The sequence below is a fragment of the Streptomyces sp. NPDC024017 genome, assembly GCF_040638895.1.
Classification (GTDB): domain Bacteria; phylum Actinomycetota; class Actinomycetes; order Streptomycetales; family Streptomycetaceae; genus Streptomyces.
This window is the reverse complement of the sequence record NZ_JBEZYZ010000015.1, coordinates 158,560-183,521: the sequence shown is the minus strand read 5'-3', so window position 1 is coordinate 183,521 and position 24,962 is coordinate 158,560. Positions and strand designations below refer to the sequence as shown.

At 71.3% G+C, this 24,962-nt stretch carries 20 protein-coding genes; 14 read left to right on the top strand and 6 right to left on the bottom strand.

The genetic code is table 11. From position 1 onward, the window contains the following. Positions 1 to 2: 2 nt before the first annotated feature. Together AB0G20_RS34160 and AB0G20_RS34155 are read right to left on the bottom strand one after the other, a co-directional pair. Positions 3 to 2,936 (bottom strand): tetratricopeptide repeat protein, encoded by a 2,934-nt coding sequence (locus AB0G20_RS34160; RefSeq protein WP_361309232.1) that lies wholly within the window; start codon positions 2,934 to 2,936, stop codon positions 3 to 5. Then, positions 2,933 to 4,771 carry an HSP90 family protein gene (locus tag AB0G20_RS34155; RefSeq protein WP_361309311.1) on the bottom strand — a complete coding sequence of 613 codons (1,839 nt, stop codon included), beginning with the start codon at positions 4,769 to 4,771 and terminating at the stop codon, positions 2,933 to 2,935. Before AB0G20_RS34155 ends, AB0G20_RS34160 begins: the two co-directional genes overlap by 4 nt. 188 nt (positions 4,772 to 4,959) lie before the next feature. On the opposite strand from AB0G20_RS34155, the gene AB0G20_RS34150 reads away from it, so the two are divergent. From AB0G20_RS34150 to mutM, 8 genes are all read left to right on the top strand, one after another. Continuing rightward, positions 4,960 to 8,202 (top strand): helicase-related protein, encoded by a 3,243-nt coding sequence (locus tag AB0G20_RS34150; protein WP_361309229.1) that lies wholly within the window; start codon positions 4,960 to 4,962, stop codon positions 8,200 to 8,202. A gap of 106 nt (positions 8,203 to 8,308) precedes the next feature. Next, on the top strand, positions 8,309 to 8,896 hold the full coding sequence (gene rsmD / locus AB0G20_RS34145; RefSeq protein WP_361309225.1) for a 16S rRNA (guanine(966)-N(2))-methyltransferase RsmD: 588 nt from the start codon (positions 8,309 to 8,311) through the stop codon (positions 8,894 to 8,896). A gap of 26 nt (positions 8,897 to 8,922) precedes the next feature. Beyond that, positions 8,923 to 9,402, top strand: coding sequence for a pantetheine-phosphate adenylyltransferase (gene coaD / locus AB0G20_RS34140; RefSeq protein ID WP_361309308.1), 480 nt, complete (start codon positions 8,923 to 8,925; stop codon positions 9,400 to 9,402). Between the two features lie 99 nt (positions 9,403 to 9,501). After that, a complete protein-coding gene (locus AB0G20_RS34135) occupies positions 9,502 to 10,596 on the top strand; it encodes an ATP synthase F0 subunit B (protein ID WP_361309222.1) in 1,095 nt (364 codons plus the stop codon). Positions 10,597 to 10,723: 127 nt separating this feature from the next. Beyond that, positions 10,724 to 11,368: a YceD family protein gene (locus AB0G20_RS34130; protein ID WP_361309219.1), complete on the top strand. Its 645-nt coding sequence runs from the start codon at positions 10,724 to 10,726 to the stop codon at positions 11,366 to 11,368. 2 nt (positions 11,369 to 11,370) lie between these two features. Next, the gene (gene rpmF, locus AB0G20_RS34125) at positions 11,371 to 11,544 is read left to right on the top strand and encodes a 50S ribosomal protein L32 (RefSeq protein ID WP_003951102.1); all 174 of its coding nucleotides are present in this window, start codon (positions 11,371 to 11,373) and stop codon (positions 11,542 to 11,544) included. Between the two features lie 49 nt (positions 11,545 to 11,593). Continuing rightward, on the top strand, positions 11,594 to 12,406 hold the full coding sequence (gene rnc, locus AB0G20_RS34120; RefSeq protein WP_361309216.1) for a ribonuclease III: 813 nt from the start codon (positions 11,594 to 11,596) through the stop codon (positions 12,404 to 12,406). A 104-nt stretch (positions 12,407 to 12,510) separates the two neighbouring features. After that, positions 12,511 to 13,371: a bifunctional DNA-formamidopyrimidine glycosylase/DNA-(apurinic or apyrimidinic site) lyase gene (gene mutM / locus AB0G20_RS34115; RefSeq protein WP_361309214.1), complete on the top strand. Its 861-nt coding sequence runs from the start codon at positions 12,511 to 12,513 to the stop codon at positions 13,369 to 13,371. On the opposite strand, the gene AB0G20_RS34110 is transcribed toward mutM, so the two are convergent. Beyond that, entirely contained in the window at positions 13,361 to 13,759 is a 399-nt protein-coding gene (locus tag AB0G20_RS34110) for a helix-turn-helix domain-containing protein (RefSeq protein ID WP_361309211.1), read from the bottom strand. The two genes, mutM and AB0G20_RS34110, sit on opposite strands and share 11 nt — an antisense overlap. A gap of 108 nt (positions 13,760 to 13,867) precedes the next feature. On the opposite strand from AB0G20_RS34110, the gene AB0G20_RS34105 reads away from it, so the two are divergent. Further along, positions 13,868 to 14,452 carry a flavodoxin family protein gene (locus AB0G20_RS34105; RefSeq protein ID WP_361309209.1) on the top strand — a complete coding sequence of 195 codons (585 nt, stop codon included), beginning with the start codon at positions 13,868 to 13,870 and terminating at the stop codon, positions 14,450 to 14,452. A gap of 15 nt (positions 14,453 to 14,467) precedes the next feature. Here AB0G20_RS34105 and AB0G20_RS34100 read toward each other — a convergent pair whose 3' ends face one another. Beyond that, complete coding sequence (locus AB0G20_RS34100; RefSeq protein WP_361309206.1) at positions 14,468 to 15,595, bottom strand: CAP domain-containing protein; 1,128 nt, start codon at positions 15,593 to 15,595, stop codon at positions 14,468 to 14,470. A gap of 161 nt (positions 15,596 to 15,756) precedes the next feature. Between AB0G20_RS34100 and AB0G20_RS34095 the strand changes: the two genes are divergently transcribed. The 4 genes from AB0G20_RS34095 to AB0G20_RS34080 all read left to right on the top strand — a co-directional run bounded on the left by AB0G20_RS34095 (position 15,757) and on the right by AB0G20_RS34080 (position 22,079). Beyond that, the gene (locus AB0G20_RS34095; RefSeq protein ID WP_031138144.1) at positions 15,757 to 16,038 is read left to right on the top strand and encodes an acylphosphatase; all 282 of its coding nucleotides are present in this window, start codon (positions 15,757 to 15,759) and stop codon (positions 16,036 to 16,038) included. 378 nt (positions 16,039 to 16,416) lie between these two features. Continuing rightward, positions 16,417 to 16,620: a hypothetical protein gene (locus AB0G20_RS34090; protein ID WP_030852030.1), complete on the top strand. Its 204-nt coding sequence runs from the start codon at positions 16,417 to 16,419 to the stop codon at positions 16,618 to 16,620. Positions 16,621 to 16,832: 212 nt separating this feature from the next. Then, the gene (smc, locus tag AB0G20_RS34085; RefSeq protein WP_361309203.1) at positions 16,833 to 20,438 is read left to right on the top strand and encodes a chromosome segregation protein SMC; all 3,606 of its coding nucleotides are present in this window, start codon (positions 16,833 to 16,835) and stop codon (positions 20,436 to 20,438) included. Between the two features lie 222 nt (positions 20,439 to 20,660). Further along, on the top strand, positions 20,661 to 22,079 hold the full coding sequence (locus AB0G20_RS34080) for a sugar porter family MFS transporter (protein ID WP_361309201.1): 1,419 nt from the start codon (positions 20,661 to 20,663) through the stop codon (positions 22,077 to 22,079). A gap of 136 nt (positions 22,080 to 22,215) precedes the next feature. Here the strand turns inward: AB0G20_RS34080 and AB0G20_RS34075 are convergent, their stop codons facing one another. Then, positions 22,216 to 22,566 carry a hypothetical protein gene (locus AB0G20_RS34075; RefSeq protein WP_361309198.1) on the bottom strand — a complete coding sequence of 117 codons (351 nt, stop codon included), beginning with the start codon at positions 22,564 to 22,566 and terminating at the stop codon, positions 22,216 to 22,218. Positions 22,567 to 22,619: 53 nt separating this feature from the next. After that, positions 22,620 to 23,591: an LLM class flavin-dependent oxidoreductase gene (locus AB0G20_RS34070; RefSeq protein ID WP_361309194.1), complete on the bottom strand. Its 972-nt coding sequence runs from the start codon at positions 23,589 to 23,591 to the stop codon at positions 22,620 to 22,622. A gap of 151 nt (positions 23,592 to 23,742) precedes the next feature. On the opposite strand from AB0G20_RS34070, the gene ftsY reads away from it, so the two are divergent. Continuing rightward, positions 23,743 to 24,942, top strand: coding sequence for a signal recognition particle-docking protein FtsY (gene ftsY, locus AB0G20_RS34065; protein WP_361309191.1), 1,200 nt, complete (start codon positions 23,743 to 23,745; stop codon positions 24,940 to 24,942). The last annotated feature ends 20 nt before the right edge of the window (positions 24,943 to 24,962 follow it).

The window sequence follows — 24,962 nt, the reverse complement described above, 5'->3', positions numbered from 1 at the left end:
GATCAGTTCTCCGCCGCGACGCGGAGCAGCTGCTCCGCCTCCGCCCGCCGGGCCCGCACCGCCGAGCGGCCCCCGTCGTCGGCCTCGGTGGCGTCATGGCCGTCGCAGGCGGCCAGCACCGCACGCGCGCGTGCCCTCGCGTCGGCGAGGCGGCCCAGCTCGACCTCCAGCCAGCCGGCGGTGAGTTCGGCGGCGGTGCGGCTGTGCACGTACCCCTCCCCGAGCGAGGCGAACACCTCTGCGGAAAGCGCCAGTTGAGACAGGGCCTCCTCGAACACGGCCCGGCCGGCGTCGTCGGCGGCCCCGGAGATCGATCGGGCCAGCAGGTCACCGAACTGCCGGTGGGTGTCGCCGAGTTCGGCGACGTACTGCTGCCGCGACTCCTCGTCGTCCGCCGTCTCCCGCGCCGCCTCGCACTCCCGGAACGCGTCCGCCATCAGGCCCCGGGCCTCCACCAGGCCGTCCGGTGCCTGCGACGCCAGCCAGGCACGGGCCCGCAGCGAGCGAACCAGGCCCTGGACATGGCCCAGGTCACGCCACAAGTCCCCCGCCCGTGCGTAGGCCCGGTCCGCCTCGGCGGTCAGTCCGGCCTGCCCGAGGGACTCCCCGGCCAGATGGGCGAGGGTGGCGTGGTCGTGCTGCTCGGGCCAGTGCCGGGCGATCTCGGCTGCCTGCAGGCGCCGTTCTGCGGCCGCGCGGTGCTCGCCGAGCTCGCTCAGGCAGTCGCCGAGCCACCACTGCGTCTGCACGACCGCCCCGTCACCGTGCGTCTCGGCGGTCAGGTCGGGCAGCGCCGACTCCAGCACCTCCGCGGCCTCGGCCCACCGCCCCTGCCGCAGCAGGAACCCCCCGAGCTGCTGCCGCGCCCAGGCACCCAGCGTCGCCGACTCGCCCGCCTCGTCGGCCCAGTGGGCGGCCTCCAGGGCGTGCCGGGCGGCCTCCACGGCCTCGCCCCGGCCGCCGACGACCTCGGCGAGCTGGAGGTGCAGCTGGGCCCGTCCGGGCGCCTCCAGCTGCGAGCCGCCGTGCTCCAGGGCCGCCCGCAGCGCCCGTTCGGTCTCCGCCATGTCGCCGAGGTGGTGGGCGAGGGAGGCCAGCCGGGCCTCGTACTCCACCGCGAACCACGGCAGCCCCGCCGCGACGAACGCCGCCGCGCCCCGAGCGAACAGCTCCGCGGCCGTCTCCAGGTCTCCGGACAGCCCCGCCAGCTCCCCGAGCATCGCCTGCGCCTCGGCGACCCGCGCGGCCAGCCGTACGTCCTCCCCGGTCCGGCCGCCGACGAGCGCGAGGACCTCCCGGACGGCGGCCTCGGCCTCGGCGACAACCGCCCCGTCGCCCTCGGCGCCGTGCGCCCGGCGCGTCAGGATCCGCGCCCGGCTCATCACCACGGACGCCGTCTGCCCTATCCCCGTGCCGTCGGCGGCGTACAGCGCGAGGATCTCGTCGTACAGGCCGCTCACCGCCGCGACGGCGCCGTCCACGTCACCCGCGAGCGCGCGGACGTACGCCCCACGCGCGCGTGCCGCAAGGGCCTCGCCCGGGTCGCCGGCCTCCGCGTAGAGGCCGGCGGCCCGTTCGAAGAGCTCGGTGCCCCCGGGGCCGAGGGACATCGCCTCGTGGTCGGCCATCTCGGCACGGTCGCGCGGGTCCAGCTCGACGCCCACCGCTGCCTCGGCGGCCGCCGCCCACGCCTCCACGGCGTTCGGCCGCAGGGTGTCCGACAGCCGCCGCGCCTCGGCCAGGAGCGCGGGCAGATCCGGCTGCCCGGTGCCGGGGGCCTCCGGAAGCACGACCGTCGGGGGAGCGGGTGGCGGGACCGGCCGTACCGACCGCACTCCCAGCGGCAGCCGCTCCGCGAGCGGCTGCCGCGCCATACGCGCGCGTGCCCGCTCGCTCACGTGCGCCGTGCCGTTGCGTTCGTCGAAGCGCGCCGCCAGGGCGAGGGCCTCCCCGCGCGCGTGCGCGGCGAGTTCGCGGGCGGTCCACTCCCGGCCGGCCGGACCCGGCACCCGCCCCTCGCCCAGCCCGAGCCCGGTCAGCCGGTCCATGAGCAGGGCCACCACGCTCATGAAGTCCAGCTTGCTCTGCGGATGCCCGTCGTCCGTGAAGTACGCCGGCCGCTCCGCGAGCAGCTCCAGGCCCCGCGCCTCGTTGCCGGTCAGCGCACAGAACTCCACGTGCTCCGCGTACGCACCGCGCATGCTCTCCATCGCCCGGACGAGCCGGAAGCCCCGCAGATGATGGGCCCGGGCCTCCTCCAGGCGCCCCAGCCGCAGCAGCGGCACCAGGGAGGACGCGAGGGCCGTGTGCGGCTCGTGGGCGCAGGTGTACTCACCCTCCAGCACCGGCCGCCACAGCTCCAGCGCCTCGGCGTCCCGCCCCTGCTCCGCCTGCCACCAGCCCTGCCCGTGCAGCTCGCACGCGTGGCAGTCCGCCATGCTGTCCCGGTCGGCGGCCAGCCACGCGGCGTACGCCCGCTCGGCCCGCGCCACGTCCCCGACATGCGCGGCCACACTGTGCTCGGCGCTGCGCACGGCCCGTTCGGAGTGCCCGGCGAGCCGGTAGCGGTGCTCCATCTCGCCGAGCCACTTCTCGATCGACGCGAGCGGGATGTGCGGCTGGTCCAGCATGCCGGCCGAGACCCACTTGAAGACCCAGTGCAGCGAGTGGGTCTCGTACTCGTCGAAGTCCTCGGGCCGTTCGTCCCACATGCGCAGCAGACGCGAGAAGGGGACGAACATCTTCCCCTTCTCGGAGCTGTAGTTGTAGACCTTCAGCTGGTGCCCGAGCGCCTCGATCACGGCGAGCGGAACGCCCAGCTTCTCGGCCGCCGTCAGCAGCTCCTCCGCGCGCGCGTTGCGGGCCGGCCCCTCCGGCTGCTCGGAGTTCTCCGCCATCGCCCCGCGCAGGGCGTCGAAGTCCGTGATCTCGCTCATGCCTGACCGTCCTCGCTGTGCGTGGCCCACTCCAGGAGACCGATGAACGCGCGGTTGAGCAGCGCCGAGTCGGCCGGCCTGAGCGGCCGCTGCGCCATCAGCAGCGCCTGCCCGTACAGCGACTCCGTGGCGGTGCCGATCAGCTCCGGGTCGGGCAGCGCGCTGATCCGCCGCACGAGCGGGTTGAGGTGGTTGAGCACCAGACGCGCGCGGGGCGCACTGCCGCGCAGGGAGCCGAGGATGCCCGCCCACAGGTCGTCGGCCTGCGCCTCGGCGTCCGCCCGGGCCTGCTCGTGCCGGGCGTCCCGGTCGTCCAGGTGCAGCGCGGGCACGGACAGCGGGTGGAAGGCCCGCAGCACGACGTCACAGCCGAGCGGATCGAGCCGGGCCCGGGCCGCCGCCAGGAAGCCGGACAGGGCCAGCTCCTCGGCCGGGTCGACCGCGTCCAGGTGCGCGGTGACCGTCTCGGCGTCAAGCTCGGCGACCACGGTGCCCGGCCGCACCGACGGCAGCGCCTGAACCAGCTCGCTGTCGTACGTGTAACCGCCGTTGATCACGCCGATGCCCTGCGCGGACGCGATCGGCGCGACCTGCCGGTACTCCTCGACGGTCCGCGTGAAGTGCACCACCGGGTGCCGCTGCGCGAACTCCTCCAGGGACAGCCGCCCGTCGGTCGTCTCGAACGGCAGCCACGGCAGCATCGTGCGCAGCATCTCCCGGTCGTGCCGGGCCAGGGACTTCACACCCAGGTGGTGCACCGACAGGAACGCGGCCAGCCGCTCCGGATCACCGGCCGCCAGCCCCGTCAGCCAGGCACGGATCCGCTCACCCAGCGCCTCCCGCACCCCGGCCAGCGTCTCGTCCTCGTACAGCGACTCGCGTGACGCCGTGGGCCGCAGACTGTCCGTGTCGAGCACGCAGCGCACGAAGAACGCCCAGTCGGGCAGCAGCTGTTCGGCCCGCTCGGTGAGCAGCATGCCCTTCAGGTGCACCCGGTGCCCCGCGCGCTGGGCCGGGCTCACCGCCGACGGCAGCACGTACGCCACCCCGCGGATGCCGGCCAGCGGCACGGACAGGTCGATCGTGTCCAGCGGGGTGAAGCCGAACAGGTCGTGGCAGTGCCGGGCGAGGGCGACACGGCGGGCGGCCGGGCCCGGATACGGACGGTCCCAGGGCGCCGGAAGGTCGGTGACCGCCTCGTCGCCGACCCGGACGTCGTACGGCAGCAGCGACCCGAAGTCCCGGGCCAGCGCCTCGACCCGCTCGGGCGTGAGCCACTCGGCGGCCCCCGCCCGGGCCACCAGGTGCACGGTGGTGCCCGGTTCGGGCCGCTCGGAGTCCGGCAGCGTCCGCACGGTGTACGAACCGTCGTCGGACGCCGTCCACTCCACCGGCGGTGCCCCGGGCGTACGGGCGCTGCGGCTGACGACCCGGATCCGCTCGGCGACGACGAAACAGGCCAGCAGCCCGATGCCGAACTGCCCGAGGAAGTCCGACCGGGCCTCCTCAAGCCCCTCGGCCCGCTTGGAACTGCGCCCGATGGTGGCCAGCAGGCTGTGCACATCCGTCTCGGTGAGCCCCACGCCGGTGTCCTCGACACGCAGGGCTCCGCCCTCCGCGTACAGCCGGACCCGGGCGGGGGCCCCTGGCTCGTCCACGCGTCTGGCCGTGATGGCGTCCACGGCGTTCTGCAGCAGCTCGCGCAGATACACCTTGGGGCTGGAGTAGAGGTGGTGGGAGAGCAGGTCCACCAGACCACGCAGGTCGACCTGGAACGTATGAGGTGACTGGGGCGAATGGGGTGCCTGGGATGCCTGTGAGGTCTGGGAGTCCATCATCACAGCGCCGGTGGGGGGACTCGCGACGGCGCGGGGTCGGGCGGTCCCGGTGAGGCGGTGACCGCGAGGAGGGCCGGGAGCGCGTCATCCTAAGTCCCGAACCAGCCGCCTGACCAGGGGTTTCCGGGATCTTTACGGCGACCCCGGCCGCAGCCTGGAGGCCATTGTCAGTGGCGTGGTGTGCAATGGATCTCGTGCCCGCACTGGAAGAACCCCTGCGCCAACCGCTGAAGTCGGTGCTCGGCCCCGCCACCGCGAAGGTGATGGCCGAGCATCTCGGCCTGCTCACCGTCGGCGACCTCCTCCACCACTATCCGCGCAGATACGAGGAGCGCGGCCAGCTCACCCACCTCGCCGACCTCCCCATGGACGAGCACGTCACGGTGGTCGCGCAGGTCGCCGACGCCCGCCTGCACACCTTCGCCTCCGCCAAGGCCCCGCGCGGCAAGGGCCAGCGCCTGGAGGTCACGATCACGGACGGCAGCGGCCGGCTCCAACTGGTCTTCTTCGGCGCAGGCGTCCACAAGCCCCACAAGGAACTCCTGCCGGGCACGCGCGCGATGTTCGCGGGCAAGGTCTCCGTCTTCAACCGCCGCCTCCAACTCGCACACCCGGCCTACGAGTTGCTGCGCGGCGACCCGGAGGAGTCCGTCGAGACCTGGGCGGGCGCCCTGATCCCGATCTACCCCGCCACCGCCAAGCTCGAGTCCTGGAAGATCGGCAAGGCGATCCAGACGGTCCTGCCCACCGCCCAGGAGGCCGCCGACCCGCTCCCGGACTCCCTGCGCCAGGGCCGCGGCCTGGTGCCCCTGCCCGAGGCCCTGCTGAAGATCCACCGCCCGCACACCAAGGCCGACATCGAGGACGCCCGCTCCCGCCTCAAGTGGGACGAGGCCTTCGTCCTCCAGGTCGCCCTGGCCCGCCGCCGCCACGCGGACGCCCAACTCCCCGCCGTCCCCCGCAAGCCCGCCCCCGACGGCCTCCTCACCGCCTTCGACGCCCGCCTCCCCTTCACCCTCACCGACGGCCAGCAGCGCGTCTCCCGGGAGATCTTCGACGACCTGGCCACCGACCACCCGATGCACCGGCTGCTGCAGGGGGAGGTCGGTTCGGGCAAGGCCCAGCCCCTCGACTCTCTGGTGCTCACACCCATGGGCTTCCGCCGCATGGGGGATCTGCGCGTGGGCGACGAGGTGGTGGTGCCGGACGGGGACATCGGGCTGATCGACGGTGTCTTCCCCCAGGGGGAGCGTGATGTGTGGCGCCTGGTCCTGTCCGACGGGAGTTCCGTCGAGTGCGACGACGAGCATCTCTGGATCGTCGGCACGAGCTGTGGTCGGCACCGTGGTCAGGCTCCCAAGGTCATGACGACCCGGGAGATCCGTCTCGACACGTTCAAGGCCGACGGGTCCTCGAAGTGGTACATCCCGCCGGCGAAGCCGGTCGATCTCGGTGGCGACGCCGGGCTACCCCTCGACCCGTACCTCATCGGGCTGCTGCTGGGGGACGGTTCGTTCCGGCACGACCTCCGCCTTTCCACCATCGACGACGAGATCCGTGAGGCGGTCGCGGTGGCAGTGGCGCCCGATTGCCTGCTGGTACCGGTGAAGGGATCACACTGTGACTACACGATCCAGCTCAAGCAGCGTGCCGGAGGCGTGCGCAACCCGGTGATCCAGGTCCTGCGCGAGTTGGGTCTCTGGGGAACGACGGCACACGAGAAATTCGTCCCTCAGGCTTTCAAGAACGCCTCGATCAAGGACCGTCTCGCCGTGCTGCAGGGGCTTCTGGACACGGACGGTACCGTCCAGGCCGACGGCATGAGCATCTCCCTCTGCTCGGCCTCACTCCGACTCGCGGAGGACGTCGCATGGCTCGTGCGTTCTCTGGGCGGCCGGGCGCGCGTGCTGCCGAAGAAGGCCGCGTACGACGTGCAGGTGTCCCTGCCGGACGCGTACGCCCCGTTCCGGCTCACCCGCAAAGCAGAACAGGTGCGTCCGAGGCCGAAGGACAACACGTTCCGACGCGGCATCCGGGCGGTCGTGTACGTGGGGCGAAAGCCCGTCCAGTGCATCAGCGTCGCCCACCCGAGCCATGCCTACGTCACCGACAACTTCACCGTCACCCACAACACCATGGTCGCCCTGCGCGCCATGCTCGCCGTGGTCGACGCCGGCGGCCAGGCCGCCATGCTCGCGCCCACCGAGGTGCTCGCGCAGCAGCACCACCGGTCCATCGTCGAGATGATGGGCGAGCTGGCCGAGGGCGGCATGCTGGGCGGGGCCGAGCAGGCCACCAAGGTCGTGCTGCTCACCGGTTCCATGGGGGCGGCCGCCCGGCGGCATGCCCTGCTCGACCTCACCACCGGCGAAGCCGGCATCGTCATCGGCACGCACGCGCTGATCGAGGACAAGGTGCAGTTCCACGACCTGGGTCTGGTCGTGGTCGACGAACAGCACCGCTTCGGCGTCGAGCAGCGCGACGCCCTGCGCGGCAAGGGCAAACAGCCCCCGCATCTCCTGGTCATGACCGCCACGCCCATTCCGCGCACGGTCGCCATGACCGTCTTCGGCGACCTGGAGACCTCCGTCCTCGACCAGTTGCCGGCCGGCCGTTCGCCGATCGCCAGCCATGTGGTCCCGGCCGCCGACAAGCCCCACTTCCTGTCCCGCGCGTGGGAGAGGGTCCGCGAGGAGGTGGAGAACGGTCACCAGGCGTACGTGGTCTGCCCCCGTATCGGCGACGAGGAGGACGACCCCAAGAAGTCCGGCAGGAAGAAGTCCCCCGAATCCCCTGAGGACGCCGCCGAGAAGCGGCCGCCCCTCGCCGTCCTCGACGTGGCCGACCAGCTGGTCAAGGGCCCCCTCCAGGGCCTCCGGGTCGAGGTCCTGCACGGCAGGATGCACCCCGACGACAAGGACGCCGTCATGCGCCGCTTCGCCGCAGGCGAGACCCATGTCCTGGTCGCCACGACGGTCATCGAGGTCGGTGTCAACGTCCCCAACGCCACCGCCATGGTGATCATGGACGCGGACCGCTTCGGCGTCTCCCAGCTCCACCAGCTGCGCGGCCGCGTGGGCCGTGGCTCGGCCCCCGGCCTCTGCCTCCTGGTCACCGAGATGCCCGAGGCGAGCCCGGCCCGCCAGCGTCTGGGCGCGGTCGCCTCCACGCTCGACGGCTTCGAGCTCTCCCGCATCGACCTGGAACAACGCCGCGAGGGCGACGTCCTCGGCCAGGCCCAGTCGGGCGCCCGCACCAGCCTCCGGATGCTCGCGGTCATCGAGGACGAGGAGATCATCGCGGAGGCCCGGGAGGAGGCGACAGCGGTGGTGGCGACCGACCCGGACCTGACCCACCTGCCCGCACTGCGGACGGCTCTGGACGCCCTCTTGGACGAGGAGAGGGAGCAGTACTTGGAAAAGGGGTGACGGGTGTTGCACCCAGGGGCGCGGGGCGTAATCCATATGCGACTACCGCCGCGAGGGCGCGACCAGCCACAATGAACCTGAACCCGCCCACGACCAAGGACCGAAGATGACCCGCGTGATCGCCGGCGTGGCCGGCGGACGTCGCCTGGCCGTACCCCCAGGCACCGGCACCCGCCCCACCTCCGACCGAGCACGCGAAGGCCTCTTCTCCACCTGGCAGTCCCTCCTCGGCGGCCCCTTGGACGGCGAACGCGTCCTCGACCTCTACGCCGGGTCGGGAGCCGTGGGCCTGGAAGCCCTCTCCCGAGGCGCCGGCCACACCCTCCTCGTCGAGGCCGATGCGCGAGCGACCCGCACGGTCCGCGAGAACGTGAAGAACCTCGGACTCCCCGGCGCCGAAGTCAGATCGGGCAAAGCGGAACAGATCATCCGCACGTCGTCCCCGGGCGACCCGTACGACCTGGTCTTCCTCGACCCCCCGTACGCCGTCACGGACGACGATCTTCGGGAGATCCTCCTCACACTCCGCACAGAAGGGTGGCTCGCCGAAGAAGCCCTCGTCACCGTGGAGCGCAGCACCAGAGGCGGTGAATTCCGGTGGCCCGAGGGTTTCGAGCCCCTCCGGGCCCGTCGCTACGGCGAGGGAACGTTTTGGTACGGTCGCGCCGCCTCTACGTGCGAAGACGCACGATGACCGGACCGGAGAGCGAGGGATCACAAGTGCGCCGCGCCGTCTGTCCCGGGTCGTTCGACCCCATCCACAACGGACACCTGGACATCATTTCCCGCGCCTCCCGCCTGTATGACGAGGTCTACGTCGCGGTGATGATCAACAAGTCCAAGAAGAGTCTCTTCGAGATCGACGAGCGGATCGACCTGATCAGCCAGGTCACCGCCGAGTACGGCAACGTCCGGGTCGAGGCCTTCCACGGTCTTCTCGTCGACTTCTGCAAGTTGCGGGACATCCCCGCCATCGTCAAGGGCCTGCGCGCGGTCAGCGACTTCGACTACGAGCTGCAGATGGCCCAGATGAACAACGGCCTCTCGGGCGTGGAGACCCTCTTCGTGCCCACCAACCCCACCTACAGCTTCATGTCGTCCTCCCTGGTCAAGGAGGTCGCGACCTGGGGCGGCGATGTCTCCCACCTGGTCCCGCCGCTGGTCCTGGAGGCCCTCACCCGGCGCCTGACGAAGGGCTGATCCGCTGACGTCCCGTCACCCGGTGTCCGGCCGCCACCTCATGGCCGTACAGTCGTCCCGTCCGTCTCCAACGCATCTGTAGAGAGTGGCGAGCACACGGTGGACGTGCAGAAGAAGCTCGACGAGATCGTCTCCGCGGTCTCCGGCGCCCGGTCCATGCCCATGTCGGCCTCGTGCGTGGTCAACCGCGCGGACCTGCTCGCGATGCTGGAAGAAGTGCGTGCGGCGCTGCCCGACTCCCTCGCCCAGGCCCAGGAGCTGATCGGCGGCCGTGAGCAGATGGTCGAGCAGGCCCACCAGGAGGCCCAGCGGATCATCGAGAGCGCGCACGCCGAGCGCGGCTCGCTGATCTCCGGCACCGAGGTCGCCCGCCGCTCCCAGGCGGAGGCCGACCGGATCCTCGCCGAGGCCCGCCAGGAGGCCGAGGAGATCCGCGCCGAGGCCGACGAGTACGTCGACTCCAAGCTCGCCAACTTCGAGGTCGTCCTCACCAAGACCCTCGGCTCCGTCGGCCGCGGCCGCGAGAAGCTCCTGGGCACCGGCCCGGGCGTCGACGAGCAGGGCTACGAGGACGAGGACGCCCCCGAGCGCAGCCACGACCCGGAGACCCAGCGCCGCAGCGCCGACGAGTACGTCGACGTCAAGCTGGGCGCCTTCGAGGCGGTCCTCGCCAAGACCCTGGAGGCCGTCGGCCGCGGCCGGCAGAAGCTGCACGGCCGGATCGCCACCGACGACCTCGGCGCCCTCGCCGACGACGCGAGCACCGTCCAGCACTCCAGCGACGCCGACTACCTCGCCGACCTGGCCGCTCTCACCGAGCAGAAGCCCCCGGCCGGGCAGCCCGCCCGGCAGCAGGACTACGGACAGCCGCAGCCGGCGTTCGCCCCGGCCTCCGGTTACGACCCGGCGACAGGCGCCCCCGTCCAGCAGCCCGATCCGTACGGCGGCTACCCGCAGCAGCAGCCCTATGCCGCCCAGCAGGACCCCTACGGCTACCAGCACGCGGATCCCTATGCCTACCAGGGCTACGACCCCCAGCAGGCCGCCTACGACCCGAACCAGGCGCAGCAACAGGCCCCGCAGCAGGCGCAACAGGGCCAGGGGTACGCCCTCGACGAGACCAGTCTCTTCGACACCGGGATGATCAGCGCCGAGCAGCTGCGGGCCTACGAGCAGGGTCGCGGCCAGGGCTGAGCCCCGGATTGGGCCGACAGCGAAAGGTCCAGTATCCTGGCTCTTCGGTCGCGCGTACGTCCGCGATCAACGCTGCCCGGGAACACCGAAGGGCAGTGCCCCAGAGTTCTTCAGATCGAAAGCAGGAATGGCCCTGAACGCCCGCCTCGACCACCGCAACCCCCTCGTGTTCGACACACACGAGCTGGGTCGGCGGCCTGGTGCGCTGCAGCGCCTGACCCGCACGGTCGACGCTCCCAAGGACCTCGGTCTCAAGGGCGTCATCGGAGTGCCGGAAGGCGCCCCGGTGGAGCTCGAACTCCGCTTGGAGTCGGTCATGGAAGGTGTGCTCGTCACAGGCACCGCCCGTGCCGCGGCCGAAGGGGAGTGCGTAAGGTGTCTGGAGCCGCTCGAGCAGCAGCTCGAAGCGGAGTTCCAGGAGATGTTCTCGTACCCTGACGCCGACGACCGGGGCCGCGTGATCGCGGAACCGGGCGACGACGCCGAGGACGACGAGGACAGGCTCTTCCTCGAGGACGGCTTGTTCGACCTCGAGCCCGTGCTGCGTGATGCGGTGGTGCTCGCACTGCCGATGCAGCCGGTGTGCCAGGAAGACTGCCCTGGTCTGTGTGCCGAGTGCGGTGCGCGACTGGCGGACGACCCGGACCACCACCACGACGCCGTCGACATCCGTTGGGCGGCATTGCAGGGACTCGCCGGCACCATGCAGGACGGCGAGAAGGACGAGATGAGCGGCGCCGAACCGGGCGTCGACGAGAAGCAGGAGAAGTAGCCGTGGCTGTTCCGAAGCGGAAGATGTCGCGCAGCAACACGCGCCACCGCCGGTCGCAGTGGAAGGCTGCGGTCCCCACCCTGGTTGCGTGCGAGCGCTGCCACGAGCCCAAGCAGCAGCACATCGCGTGCCCGTCTTGCGGCACCTACAACAAGCGCCAGGTCCTCGAGGTCTGAGCGGCTGGTGAGAGGCACTGTGTCCACGCCTAAGAACAAGTCTTCCCGTGTGAGCGGGAGTGCTCCGGCGGACAACAACCAGGCCTCGTCCCACACGCTTCTGGAAGGGCGGCTCGGCTACAAGCTCGAGTCCGCCCTTCTGGTGCGCGCACTGACCCACCGGTCGTACGCATACGAGAACGGCGGTCTGCCGACCAACGAGCGTCTGGAGTTCCTCGGGGACTCCGTCCTCGGCCTCGTGGTCACGGACACGCTGTACCGAACCCACCCCGACCTGCCAGAAGGCCAGCTGGCCAAGCTGCGGGCAGCGGTGGTGAACTCGCGTGCGCTCGCCGAGGTGGGCCGCGGGCTCGACCTGGGCTCCTTCATCCGGCTCGGCCGTGGTGAAGAGGGCACGGGCGGCCGGGACAAGGCGTCCATCCTCGCCGACACCCTGGAAGCGGTGATCGGCGCGGTCTACCTCGACCAGGGACTGGACTCGGCGGCGGAGCTGGTGCACCGCCTGTTCGACCCCCTGATCGAAAAGTCTTCGAACCTCGGAGCCGGCCTGGACTGGAAGACCAGTCTCCAGGAGCTCACTGCGACCGAGGGGCTCGGCGTCCCCGAGTACCTGGTCACGGAGACGGGTCCCGACCACGAGAAGACCTTCACTGCTGCCGCCCGCGTCGGAGGCGTCTCGTACGGCACCGGCACCGGCCGCAGCAAGAAGGAGGCGGAGCAGCAGGCCGCCGAGTCCGCATGGCGGTCCATCCGGGCCGCGGCGGACGAGCGCGCCAAGGCGGCGAAGGCCGCCGCGGCGACGCAGACGGCAGCTGCTCAGACCGCCGCCCAGACGGTCACCGACGGCCCCGCCGACGGCTGACCGCCGCCGCCCTCTCCAGGGGCGGCAAGCACAGCGCACCCGAGCGCCCGCCCCTGCCCGGGGCGGGCGCTCGCGTCATCCACAGGTTCGTGACGGGGGACCCCATGCCCGAGTTGCCCGAGGTCGAGGTCGTACGGCGCGGTCTCGAGAGGTGGGTCGCCCACCGCACCGTCGCCGAGACCGAGGTGCTGCACCCGCGCGCGGTGCGCCGCCACCTCGCGGGCGCCGACGACTTCGCGCACCGCCTGAAGGGCCACCGCATCGGCGTCCCCAGCCGCCGCGGCAAGTACCTGTGGCTGCCCCTGGAGGACACGGACCAGTCGATCCTGGCCCACCTCGGCATGAGCGGCCAGCTCCTGGTCCAGCCGCACACGGCCCCGGACGAGAAGCACCTGCGCATCCGCGTCCGCTTCACGGACGCCCTGGACACCGAGCTCCGCTTCGTCGACCAGCGCACCTTCGGAGGCCTCTCGCTGCACGAGAACACCCCCGACGGCCTGCCCGACGTCATCGCGCACATCGCCCGCGACCCGCTCGACGAGCTCTTCGACGACGAGGCCTTCCACCGGGCGCTGCGCCGCAAGCGGTCCACGATCAAGCGGGCCCTGCTCGACCAGTCGCTGATCAGCGGCGTCGGCAACATCTACGCGGACGAGGCCCTGTGGCGCGCCCGCATCCACTACGAGCGCCCCACCGCGACCTTCACGCGCCCGCGCACCCTGATGCTGCTGGGGCATGTGCGGGACGTGATGAACGCGGCCCTCGCGGTGGGCGGCACCAGCTTCGACAGTCTGTACGTCAACGTCAACGGCGAGTCGGGCTACTTCGACCGGTCGCTCGACGCGTACGGCCGCGAGGGCCTGCCCTGCCGGCGCTGCGGTACGCCCATGCGTCGGCGGCCCTGGATGAACCGGTCGAGCTACTACTGCCCGAAGTGCCAGCGGCCCCCGCGGATCACGCCCTAGCGGAGTCGTACCGCTCGCGGGCGGCCAGGATCTCGTCCATGCTGCCCTCCACGAAGTGGATCAGGGCGAGCAGCCGCTCGGCCACGTCGCGTCCCAGCGGCGTCAGTTCGTAGTCCACCCTCGGCGGGTTGGTCGGCTGGGCCTCGCGGTGGACCAGGCCGTCGCGCTCCAGGGCGTGCAGCGTCTGGGACAGCATCTTCTCGCTCACCCCGTCGACGCGGCGGCGCAGCTCGTTGAAGCGCAGCGAGCCCTCGTACAGGGCGCCGAGCGCGAGGCCGCCCCAGCGGCCCGTGACGTGCTCCAGCGTGCCGCGCGACGGACAGGCCTTGGCGAACACGTTGTACGGGAGGTCGTCGAGGCCCTCCGTGAGCTCCTGGGTGGTGGTCATATGCCCAAGAGTACGCCAGCGCAGCGCTAACCAAAAGGTTGCACTAACCGAAAGTTAGTGCTTTCCTTTGGTCATCGTCCGTGATCTGCCTATCTCAGGAGTACCTACGTGACCACCCCTGTTGTCTCCATCGCCTACCACTCCGGCTACGGCCACACCGCTGTCATCGCCGAGGCCGTCCGTGCCGGTGCCGTGGAAGCCGGTGCCGAGGTGCATCTGATCAAGGTCGACGAGATCACCGAGGAGCAGTGGGCGATCCTCGACGGCTCGGACGCCGTCGTGTTCGGCTCGCCGACCTACATGGGCACCGCGTCGGGTGCCTTCCACGTCTTCGCGGAGGCCACCTCGAAGCGCTGGGCGACCCAGGCCTGGAAGGACAAGCTGGCCGCCGGCTTCACCAACTCGGCGTCCAAGAGCGGCGACAAGCTGCACACCCTGCAGTACTTCCAGATCCTCGCCGCACAGCTCGGCATGCACTGGGTCAGCCTCGGCCTGCTCCCGGGCTGGAACAGCAGCACCGCGTCCGAGCACGACCTGAACCGCCTCGGCGTCTTCCTGGGCGCGGCCGCCCAGACCAACGCCGACGAGGGCCCGGAGGCCGTCCACAAGGCCGACATCGCCACGGCCGAGCAGCTGGGCCGGCGCGTGACGGAGACGGCCAGGGTGTTCCTCAAGGGCCTGGCCGCCGCCTGAGCGCCGTCAGCGGGTCTAGTAACCGAAGTTCTGGGTCCACCAGGGGCCGCCGGAGCCGAGCTCGACACCGACGCCCAGCGTCTTGAAGTCGCAGTTCAGTATGTTGGCGCGGTGGCCGGGGCTGTTCATCCAGGCGTCCATCACCGCCGCGGCGTCGGCCTGGCCGCGGGCGATGTTCTCGCCGCCGAGGTTGGATATCCCGGCCTTCTCGGCCCGGTCCCAGGGGGTGCGGCCGTCGGGGTCGGTGTGGTCGAAGAAGCCCCGCGCGGCCATGTCCTCGCTGTAGCTCTGGGCCAGGCCGGCCAGGGCGCTGCTGGCGGCGACCGGGCTGCAGCCCACCTTGGCCCGCTCCTCGTTCACGAGGCTGAGCACCTGGGCCGCGGCGGCGGACTCCCCGGACAGGGCGGCGGAGGCGCTGGGCGCCTTGGGCGCCTTCGTGGCAGTACGGGAGGGAGTGTTGTCCGGCTTCTGGCTCGGCGTGGCCGCCGGCTTCTTCTTCTCCGGAGTCTTCTCCTGCGTCTTCTCCGGCTTCTCCGGAGTCTTGGTCGGCGCGGCCGACGACTTCGAGGCGGACGGCGACGGCGAGCCGGAACGCTCGGCGTTCCGGCTGGTGGACGCCTCGTCCCGGCTGTCGGCGCTGCCGGAGGTGCCGCCCTGCTCGATCGGGGTGTTCGTCGGCGTGTCCCCGGCCTGGACCTTGTCGGCCCCGCCGTTGCCGCCGAGCTGGTAGTTCTCCAGGCCGGGCACGGCGCCCGTGGCGACCGCGACCGTGCCGAGGGCGACGGCGGCGGAGACGCCGAGCAGTCCGGTGCGCATCGGCCGGGCGGTCTTCTTGCGGCGGCGGTGCGAACCCGCGCGCCGGGCGCCGCCGTCGGGCGTGAAGCCGTCGCTCGCGAAGAAGGCCGTGTCGCCGTGGCGGTCACCCGCGGCGGAGGCGTCCGCCGCGAACAGGTAGGCCTCGCTCTTCGCGTAGCTCTCGGCGTACGCCTCGGGGTTCAGATACGGCGCGATGCCCATCGTCGGGGCGTCGTCCGCGGTGGCGTACAGCGGATCGTGGCCCTCCGCGAAGCCGTCGGCGTGGGTGACGCCCGTGGCGCGGCCCGTGGCGGCGCGGCCGGCGTCGGAGCGTCGGTGGCGTCCCATGTCCTGGCCTTCCTCGTCCTGGCGGTCGACTCGTCCTCGAGATCAACACCAAACTCACTCGAACGTGTGAGTTTCATATGAGATTCGTTGAGGGGGGACGGTACCGCATGGCGCAAGTGGAGGAAGTGCCCCGAGGGAGATTCGGCGGTTAGGTTGCAGTCATGAGCGAGGATGTGCGACTGGTCGCCTGGGTGCGTGGACGCGTCCAAGGTGTGGGTTTCCGCTGGTTCACGCGGGCCAAGGCTCTGGAGATCGGCGGCCTGAGTGGCTTTGCTCTCAATTTGGGCGACGGCCGGGTCCAAGTGGTCGCCGAGGGCGGGCGCGAGGGCTGTGAAGGCCTGCTGGAGTGGCTCCAGAGTGACGACACGCCCGGCCGCGTGGACGGCGTCACCGAGATCTGGGACACACCTCGCGGCGGCTACGACGGCTTCGCCATCCGCTGATCACGCTCTCCGGGCGGCTCCCGAGGCGGCCCGCGGAGGGGTCGCGGGCGACGGCCCCGGACGGAAACTTGCTGGTGATTGCCAAGAATCGCTTGCCTTGGCACGCTCCGCACGCAAGGATGATCGTTACGCCCCCAGGGCCCCGCAGAAGCCGCAGTACGGCCGTTCCAGGCCGCGCGTGCCCGGGTCGCCCCCAATACGGGGCGTGATCGTGTTGACCGTCAAACTTTTTGGTGAGACGCTGAAAGCCCCGCGCACCTTAGCTGTTTGGCATGGCTGAACGGCAGTACAACTCCAGGCCCTGCCAAGACCGCGGGTGCGAATCCCTCACGACCCACACCGCAGCGGTCGGTCACGCATTGTGGAGGACCATCCATCATGGCAAAGGCGCTTCTCGGTTACGTCGGCGGCTCCGACCCTCGACTCCTCGCCGAGATGCGACGGCTCCAGCAGCGCGTCCAGGACCTGGAATCCGAGCTCGGACGAATCCAGGCTGAGAACGAAGCGCTGACGGCTGCCGCTTCTCACGACAGGATCATGGAGAGCGTTGACGCACACCAGGCGGAGCCTGCGCTCACCTGATCACTGCACCGCTCCACAACAGCACAGCAGTGGTTGGGCCGCCCGTCACAACCGCCTAGTTGTCAGAAGTGCAAGGGACGCCCTGTCGGCGTCCCTTCTTTCTTGCCCCCGCATCCTTTCACCGTCTTTAACGTCTGATGTGCCCTGCGCGTTCAGCGGCGAAACCGTGGGTTCATGGAGTGAGACCAACCCGGGCGGTAGAGTCCAGCGGCGTGCACCTCAAGGCCCTGACCCTCCGCGGGTTCAAGTCGTTCGCCTCCGCGACCACCCTCCGGTTCGAGCCGGGGATCACGTGCGTCGTCGGACCGAACGGCTCGGGCAAGTCCAACGTCGTCGACGCGCTCAGCTGGGTCATGGGCGAGCAGGGCGCCAAGTCGCTGCGCGGCGGCAAGATGGAGGACGTCATCTTCGCCGGCACCACCGGCCGCCCCCCGCTGGGCCGCGCCGAGGTGTCCCTGACCATCGACAACTCCGACGGGGCCCTGCCCATCGAGTACGCCGAGGTCACCATCACGCGGATCATGTTCCGCAACGGCGGCAGCGAATACCAGATCAACGGCGACACCTGCCGCCTCCTCGACATCCAGGAGCTCCTCTCCGACTCCGGCATCGGCCGCGAGATGCACGTGATCGTCGGGCAGGGCCAGCTCGACTCCGTACTGCACGCCGATCCCATGGGCCGCCGCGCCTTCATCGAGGAGGCCGCCGGCGTCCTCAAGCACCGCAAGCGCAAGGAGAAGGCGCTGCGCAAGCTGGACGCGATGCAGGCCAACCTCGCGCGCGTGCAGGACCTCACCGACGAGCTCCGACGGCAGCTCAAGCCGCTCGGCCGCCAGGCCGCCGTCGCGCGCAGGGCCGCCGTCATCCAGGCCGACCTGCGCGACGCCCGGCTGCGCCTGCTGGCCGACGACCTCGTGCGGCTCCGGGACGCCCTCAAGGCCGAGGTCGCCGACGAGGCCGCGCTGAAGGAGCGCAAGGAGTCCGCCGAGCAGGAGCTGCGCAAGGCGCTCCAGCGCGAGGCCCTCCTGGAGGACGAGGTCCGGCAGCTCACTCCGCGGCTCCAGCGCGCCCAACAGACCTGGTACGAGCTCTCCCAGCTCGCCGAGCGGGTGCGCGGCACGATCTCGCTGGCCGACGCCCGCGTGAAGAGCGCCACCTCCGCGCCCCCCGAGGAGCGGCGCGGCCGCGACCCCGAGGACATGGAGCGCGAGGCCGCCCGTATCCGCGAGCAGGAGGCCGAGCTGGAGGCGGCCCTGGAGGCGGCCGAACGCGCCCTGGAGGACACGGTCGCCCACCGCGCCGAGCTGGAACGCGCGCTCACCCAGGAGGAACGGCGTCTGAGGGACGCCGCCCGCGCCATCGCCGACCGGCGCGAGGGTCTGGCCAGGCTCAGCGGCCAGGTCAACGCCGCCCGCTCCCGCGCGGCCTCCGCCCAGGCCGAGATCGAGCGCCTGGCCGCCGCCCGCGACGAGGCGCAGGAACGTGCCGTCGCCGCCCAGGGGGAGTACGAGGCCCTCAAGACCGAGGTCGACGGCCTCGACGCCGGCGACGCCGACCTCGCCGAGCAGCACGACATCGCGAAACAGCAGCTCGCCGAGGCCGAGGCCGCCCTCACGGCAGCCCGTGAGGCCACCACGGCGGCGGAACGCAAGCGGGCCGCCACCCAGGCCCGGCACGAGGCCCTGGCCCTCGGCCTGCGCCGCAAGGACGGCACCGGGATACTGCTCGCGGCGAAGGACCGTCTCTCCGGCATCCTCGGCCCGGCGGCGGAACTCCTGACGGTGACCCCGGGCTACGAAGTCGCCCTCGCGGCTGCCTTCGGAGCTGCGGCGGACGCCATCGCGGTGACGAGCCCGTCTTCGGCAGCAGACGCGATCAGGCTCCTGCGCAAACAGGACGGGGGCCGGGCGACTCTGCTCCTGGCCGGAGATCCTCGCCCCGGTGGCGCGGGGCTGCATCAGACGTGCGGCTGCCGCCGCGTGGGCGCGACCAGCCACGACGAACCCGCGGACACGCGACACCCCTTCGCCGCCGACCTGGTGCGTGGTCCCGCTGACCTCATGCCCGCCGTACGCCGCCTCCTGGACGGCATCGTCGTCGTCAGCACCCTCGAAGACGCCGAAGACCTCGTCTACGCCCACCCCGACCTCACCGCCGTAACGGCCGAAGGCGATCTCCTCGGCGCCCACTTCGCCCACGGCGGCTCCGCCGGCGCCCCCAGCCTCCTCGAAGTACAGGCGTCCGTCGACGAGGCCGCCGCCGAGCTGGAAGAGCTGGCCGTGCGCTGCGAGGAGCTGGCCGAGGTCCAGCAGGAGGCCGTCGAACGGCGCAAGGAGGGCGCGGCGCTGGTCGAGGAGCTGGGGGAGCGGCGCCGGGCCGCCGACCGGGAGAAGTCCGCCGTCGCCCAGCAGCTCGGCCGCCTCGCCGGACAGGCGCGAGGCGCGGCGGGGGAGGCCGAGCGGTCCACCGCCGCCGCGGCCCGGGCGCAGGAATCCCTGGACAAGGCGCTCCAGGAGGTCGAGGAACTCGCCGAGCGGCTCGCCGTCGCCGAGGAGATGCCGATCGAGGAGGAGCCCGACACCTCCGCCCGGGACCGGCTCGCCGCCGACGGTGCCAACGCCCGCCAGACCGAGATGGAGGCCCGCCTCCAGGTCCGTACGCACGAGGAACGGGTCAAGGGCCTGGCCGGACGGGCCGACTCCCTGGACCGGGCCGCCCGCGCGGAACGCGAGGCACGCGCGCGTGCCGAGCAGCGGCGGGCACGGCTGCGGCACGAGGCGGCCGTCGCCGAGGCCGTCGGCGCGGGTGCGAGGCAGCTGCTCGCGCACGTCGAGGTCTCCCTGGCCCGCGCCGACGAGGAGCGCACCGCCGCCGAGGCCGCGAAGGCCCGCCGCGAGCAGGAACTCGCCCACGCCCGCACCGAGGGCCGCGATCTCAAGGCCGAGCTCGACAAGTTGACGGATTCGGTTCACCGCGGCGAGGTACTCGGCGCCGAGAAGCGGCTGCGCATCGAGCAGTTGGAGACCAAGGCGCTGGAGGAGCTGGGTGTCGAACCGGCCGGGCTGGTGGCGGAGTACGGCCCGCATCAGCTCGTGCCGCCCTCGCCCCCCGCCGAGGGCGAGGAGCTGCCGGACGATCCGGAGCACCCGCGCAACCGGCCCAGGCCGTTCGTCCGGGCCGAGCAGGAGAAGCGCCTGAAGTCGGCCGAGCGTGCCTACCAGCAGCTCGGCAAGGTGAACCCGCTCGCCCTGGAGGAGTTCGCGGCCCTGGAGGAACGCCACCAGTTCCTCAGCGAGCAGCTCGAGGACCTGAAGAAGACACGAGCGGACCTCCTGCAGGTGGTGAAGGAGGTCGACGAGCGTGTCGAACAGGTCTTCACCGAGGCCTACCGCGACACGGCCCGGGAGTTCGAGGGCGTCTTCAGCCGGCTGTTCCCCGGTGGCGAGGGGCGGCTGGTGCTGACCGACCCCGACAACATGCTCACCACGGGCGTGGACGTCGAGGCGCGTCCGCCGGGCAAGAAGGTCAAGCGGCTGTCGCTGCTCTCGGGCGGGGAGCGGTCGCTGACCGCGGTCGCGATGCTCGTGTCGATCTTCAAGGCCCGGCCGAGCCCCTTCTATGTCATGGACGAGGTCGAGGCCGCCCTCGACGACACCAACCTCCAGCGGCTCATCCGGATCATGCAGGAGCTCCAGGAAGCCTCCCAGCTGATCGTGATCACCCACCAGAAGCGCACGATGGAGGTCGCCGACGCGCTCTACGGCGTCTCCATGCAGGGCGACGGTGTGTCGAAGGTCATCAGCCAGCGCCTCCGCTAGATGCGTGCCCTCTACACCGGTCTCACCTGCGGCTCTCGGTGACTTCAACACTTGAACACATACCCACCACACTCCTGCCTCAGATTCACGGCTCTTGACCTATTGACTTCGAAACTTGAAGGCATAGTCTCGGCAACGTTCCTTTTACCTTCAGGTACCTTCAGGTGGACCTCGAAGGGCTGACCCCCTCCGGCAGCGTTGCCGGTGGCCCGAGGAGTACACGTGACCAGCACAGCGCAGGCACCCAAGTCAGGAGCCAGGACGGCTCATCCCGATCATCTCGGGCATGTCATCTTCATCGCGGCGGCGGCCGCGATGGGCGGTTTCCTCTTCGGCTACGACAGCTCCGTGATCAACGGCGCCGTCGAGGCCATCCGGGGCCGCTACGACGTCGGCTCCGCAGCCCTGGCCCAGGTCATCGCCATCGCCCTCATCGGCTGCGCCGTCGGCGCCGCCACCGCCGGCCGCATAGCCGACCGCATCGGCCGTATCCGGTGCATGCAGATCGCCGCGGTCCTCTTCACGATCAGCGCCGTCGGTTCCGCGCTGCCCTTCGCGCTGTGGGACCTCGCCTTCTGGCGCGTCGTCGGCGGATTCGCCATCGGCATGGCGTCCGTGATCGGCCCGGCCTACATCGCCGAGGTCGCCCCGCCCGCCTACCGCGGCCGGCTCGGCTCCTTCCAGCAGGCCGCGATCGTCATCGGCATCGCCGTGTCGCAGCTGGTCAACTGGGGCCTGCTGAACGCCGCCGACGGCGACCAGCGCGGCAAGCTGATGGGCCTGGAGGCCTGGCAGGTCATGCTCGGCGTCATGGTCGTCCCGGCCATCCTCTACGGGCTGCTCTCCTTCGCGATCCCCGAGTCCCCGCGCTTCCTCATCTCCGTCGGCAAGCACGAGCGCGCCCGGGAGATCCTCACCGAGGTCGAGGGCAAGGACATCGACCTGGACGCTCGCGTCGCCGAGATCGAAGGCGCCATGAAGAGCGAGCACAAGTCGAGCTTCAAGGACCTGCTCGGCGGCAGCTTCTTCTTCAAGCCGATCGTCTGGATCGGCATCGGCCTGTCGGTCTTCCAGCAGTTCGTCGGCATCAACGTCGCGTTCTACTACTCCTCGACGCTGTGGCAGTCGGTCGGCGTCGACCCGACGGACTCGTTCTTCTACTCCTTCACCACGTCGATCATCAACATCCTCGGCACGGTCATCGCGATGATCTTCGTCGACCGCATCGGACGCAGGCCGCTCGCGATCATCGGCTCGGTCGGCATGGTCATCGGCCTCGCGCTGGAGGCCTGGGCGTTCTCGCACCACCTCGTCGACGGCAAGCTGCCGGCCGCGCAGGGCTGGATCGCCCTGATCGCCGCGCACGTCTTCGTCCTCTTCTTCGCCCTGTCCTGGGGTGTGGTCGTCTGGGTCATGCTCGGCGAGATGTTCCCGAACCGGATCCGTGCCGCCGCCCTCGGTGTGGCCGCCGCCGCGCAGTGGATCGCCAACTGGGCCATCACCGCGAGCTTCCCGTCGCTGGCCGAGTGGAACCTCTCCCTGACCTACGTGATCTACACCGCGTTCGCCGCGCTCTCGATCCCGTTCGTCCTGAAGTTCGTCAAGGAGACGAAGGGCAAGGCCCTGGAGGAAATGGGCTAGGCGCCTCCCGCGACTCGGGGAGAAGGGCCAAAGTCCCCGCTGCCCCTCTCCCCGTAACCCGCCGCCGCCCCGGTTCGGCCACTGCCCGAGCCGGGGCGGCGGTCTGTCGTTCACCAGATGAGGACGCCGCCGCCGATCACCCGGGCGTGCAGGGCGGCCACCTCCAGGTTCCGCAGCCGCCGCACAGCCCCTCCCGGTGCTCCGCGAGTCCTCGCGGTCGCTGCGTGTTCTCGGCGATCGCGTCGAGGTGATCGCGCAGCAGTGCCACCTCGCGCAGGAACTCCGCCACGTCCTCGGCCTCGACCTCCAGGTCGTCGTCGGCCAGCACCGGCAGGAACCGGGCGCCCAGCGCGCGCACCGGCTCCGATCCCCACACCGTCCGGCGCCAGGACTCGAACCCGGCCGAGTCGTCGCGCCCCTCGGGGACGTCGAGTATCCGCCACTGTCCGTCCGGCTCCCGCAGGAACACGTCGACCGAGAGACTCATGGCGTCAGTGGATCACCAGGGTGTCGCGGCCGGCCACCGGATATCCGCGAGTGTCAGCTTCCCAGCCGGGGCAGCACCTGCTCGCAGAACAGCTGCAGACTCCGCCACCCCTCCTCCACCGGCATCCCGCCCGCCAGCGGATGCAGGACGTAGGAGTCCAGCCCCAGCGCCGCGCACGCGTCCGGGGTGAGGATCCGGTACACGCCCTCCGCGCGCAGGTCCTCGACCGTCGTCGCGGCCGACTTCACCGCCGAGCGCACACCGCCCGACTGCCAGGAGGCGTACGTGAGCGCCTCGTGCAGGAAGTGCTGCCCGTACCGCGCCCAGGCCCGGTCCGGATCCTCGGCCACGTGCAGCAGGGGCGTCTCGGCGGCGGGCATCATCACCCAGCCCTCGGTGCCGTACTCGACGAGCAGCTCCTTGTAGTACGCCTCCAGCTCCGGCAGATGCGCGCTGGGGAAGAACGGCAGGCCCAGCCGGGCGGCGCGGCGGGCGGCCGCCCGGGAGGAGCCGCCGACCAGGAGCAGCGGGTGCGGGTCGGTGCAGGGGCGCGGAGTGACGCGGACGGTGCGGCCCCGGTAGGAGAAGGGCTCGCCGGTCCACGCCTTCAGCAGCGTCTCCAGCAGCTCGTCCTGGAGCTTGCCGCGCCGGGCGAAGTCCACGCCGAACAGGTCGTACTCCTCGGGCCGGTACCCGATCCCGGCGACCGTCACCAGCCGGCCGTTGCTCAGCAGGTCCAGCACGGCGATCTCCTCGGCCAGCCGCATCGGGTCGTGCAGCGGGCCGATGATCGCCGAGACGGTGACCGCGACACGCCGGGTCGCGCCGAAGACGGCCCCCGCGAAGGCGAAGGGCGACGGCAGCCAGTTGTTCTCCGCCCCGTGGTGCTCCTCCGTCTGCACCGTGGTGAGGCCCCGGTCGTCGGCGTACGAGGCCATCTCCAGGGCCGCCCGGTACCGGGCGCCGAGCTCGGCGGGGCCGGCCCCGGGAGCGACGAGGTTGAAGCGTGCGACCGTGACGGGCATGGGGGCGTCTCCCTCCACCGGGCGGGTGTCCGGGGGACGTTAGCTGACGGCGCGTCAGACATCCAGGGGTGTGGAGATCCGGCGGCCCGCCGCCCTCCGGGGCGGTGCGAGCGGGGTGACCCGGGGCCCCATGACTGATACTGGACGCGTTATGGACATCGTCATCCTTGCTGTAGTCATCGCCGTGGTCGTGCTCGGCGCGCTCGGCGGGCTCATCGTCGGCAGCCGGCGCAAGAAGCAGCTGCCCCCGCCCCCGCCCGCAGCGCCCGACATCACCGCCCCACCGGCCGAGCCGCACGTCGGCGACGAGGCCGAGACGCCGCGGGAGGAACCGCGGCGCACGATAGAGGAGGTGGATCTCCCGGACGGCTCGGCTCCGGTCGTAGTCGAGGAGCCGCCCGCCGAAGCTCCCGCGATCGAGATCCCGGAACCCACCGCCGGCCGTCTGGTCCGGCTGCGGACCCGGCTCTCCCGCTCGCAGAACGCCCTCGGCAAGGGGCTGCTCACCCTGCTGTCGCGCGAGCACCTCGACGAGGACACCTGGGAGGAGATCGAGGACACGCTCCTCACCGCCGACGTCGGCGTGCAGCCCACCCAGGAACTGGTCGAGCGCCTGCGCGAGCGCGTGAAGGTCCTCGGCACCCGCACCCCCGAGGAACTGCGCACCCTGCTCCGCGAGGAACTGGTCACGCTGGTCGGCCGTGACATGGACCGCGTCGTCAAGACCGAGCCGGAGGACCGCAAGCCGGGCATCGTGATGGTCGTCGGCGTCAACGGCACCGGCAAGACCACCACCACCGGCAAGCTCGCCCGCGTCCTCGTGGCCGACGGCCAGAGCGTCGTCCTCGGCGCCGCCGACACCTTCCGTGCCGCCGCCGCCGACCAGCTCCAGACCTGGGGCGAACGGGTCGGCGCCCACACCGTGCGCGGACCGGAGGGCGGTGACCCGGCCTCCGTCGCCTTCGACGCGGTCAAGGAGGGCAAGGAGATGGGCGCGAACGTCGTGCTCATCGACACCGCCGGCCGCCTGCACACCAAGACCGGCCTCATGGACGAGCTCGGCAAGGTCAAGCGGGTCGTGGAGAAGCACGCCCCGGTCGACGAGGTGCTGCTCGTCCTGGACGCCACGACCGGCCAGAACGGCCTGGTCCAGGCCCGGGTCTTCGCCGAGGTCGTCAACATCACCGGCATCGTCCTCACCAAGCTGGACGGCACGGCCAAGGGCGGCATCGTGGTCGCGGTCCAGCGCGAGCTGGGCGTCCCGGTCAAGCTCATCGGGCTCGGCGAGGGCGCGGACGACCTGGCGCCGTTCGAGCCGGAGGCGTTCGTTGACGCCCTTATCGGGGAGTGAGCTCGGCACCAGCCGCGGCA

Excerpts from the sequence above, each read along its gene's own strand:
- AB0G20_RS34160 (WP_361309232.1), bottom strand. The coding sequence starts at position 2,936 with ATGAGCGAGATCACGGACTTCGACGCCCTGCGCGGGGCGATGGCGGAG.
- AB0G20_RS34155 (WP_361309311.1), bottom strand. The coding sequence starts at position 4,771 with ATGGACTCCCAGACCTCACAGGCATCCCAGGCACCCCATTCGCCCCAG.
- AB0G20_RS34150 (WP_361309229.1), top strand. The coding sequence starts at position 4,960 with ATGGATCTCGTGCCCGCACTGGAAGAACCCCTGCGCCAACCGCTGAAG.
- rsmD (WP_361309225.1), top strand. The coding sequence starts at position 8,309 with ATGACCCGCGTGATCGCCGGCGTGGCCGGCGGACGTCGCCTGGCCGTA.
- AB0G20_RS34130 (WP_361309219.1), top strand. The coding sequence starts at position 10,724 with ATGGCCCTGAACGCCCGCCTCGACCACCGCAACCCCCTCGTGTTCGAC.
- mutM (WP_361309214.1), top strand. The coding sequence starts at position 12,511 with ATGCCCGAGTTGCCCGAGGTCGAGGTCGTACGGCGCGGTCTCGAGAGG.
- AB0G20_RS34110 (WP_361309211.1), bottom strand. The coding sequence starts at position 13,759 with ATGACCACCACCCAGGAGCTCACGGAGGGCCTCGACGACCTCCCGTAC.
- AB0G20_RS34100 (WP_361309206.1), bottom strand. The coding sequence starts at position 15,595 with ATGGGACGCCACCGACGCTCCGACGCCGGCCGCGCCGCCACGGGCCGC.
- AB0G20_RS34095 (WP_031138144.1), top strand. The coding sequence starts at position 15,757 with ATGAGCGAGGATGTGCGACTGGTCGCCTGGGTGCGTGGACGCGTCCAA.
- AB0G20_RS34090 (WP_030852030.1), top strand. The coding sequence starts at position 16,417 with ATGGCAAAGGCGCTTCTCGGTTACGTCGGCGGCTCCGACCCTCGACTC.
- AB0G20_RS34075 (WP_361309198.1), bottom strand. The coding sequence starts at position 22,566 with ATGAGTCTCTCGGTCGACGTGTTCCTGCGGGAGCCGGACGGACAGTGG.
- AB0G20_RS34070 (WP_361309194.1), bottom strand. The coding sequence starts at position 23,591 with ATGCCCGTCACGGTCGCACGCTTCAACCTCGTCGCTCCCGGGGCCGGC.
- ftsY (WP_361309191.1), top strand. The coding sequence starts at position 23,743 with ATGGACATCGTCATCCTTGCTGTAGTCATCGCCGTGGTCGTGCTCGGC.